The sequence below is a fragment of the Bartonella sp. AA1HLJMS genome (assembly GCF_042197445.1).
Taxonomy (GTDB): domain Bacteria; phylum Pseudomonadota; class Alphaproteobacteria; order Rhizobiales; family Rhizobiaceae; genus Bartonella.
In genome coordinates this window covers 1-518 of record NZ_JBHIRW010000316.1, presented here as the reverse complement: position 1 = coordinate 518, position 518 = coordinate 1, and the positions used below count along the sequence as shown (strand labels likewise).

1 protein-coding gene is annotated in these 518 nt (G+C 34.7%); it reads left to right on the top strand.

Features of this window, described 5'->3' with window-relative positions:
* Positions 1 to 518: N-6 DNA methylase (locus ACFIQE_RS11400; RefSeq protein ID WP_375707801.1), on the top strand; the 518-nt coding region annotated here is incomplete at both ends.

Below are 518 nucleotides of genomic sequence, written 5' to 3'. Positions count from 1 at the left end.
CGTACAGTAGAAAAATTAGGCATTGTTTATACTCCCATTGAGGTTGTTGATTTTATCATTCATTCTGTTGATGATGTTTTACGCAATGAGTTTGGCAAAAGCTTGGGGGCACGTGGTGTTTCTATTCTTGACCCTTTCACTGGAACGGGTACCTTTATCACAAGGCTATTACAATCAGATCTCATCAAACCCGAGGATATGGAATATAAATACCGTTATGATATCCATGCAAATGAGATTGTCTTGCTAGCCTATTACATAGCAGCCATTAATATTGAAGCAACTTATCATGGTCTTATGAAAGGTGATTATATTCCTTTTAAGCATATTGGTCTGACTGATACGTTTCAAATGATTGAAGAGAAGAGTTTGTTGCAAAAATTATTTAAAGAAAACAGTGAATATTTAGAGCATCAAAAGAAACTAAATATCAAAGTTATCTTTGGTAACCCTCCTTATTCGATAGGACAAAAAAGCGAAAACGACAATGCAAAGAACACTCCCTATCCCATATTAAA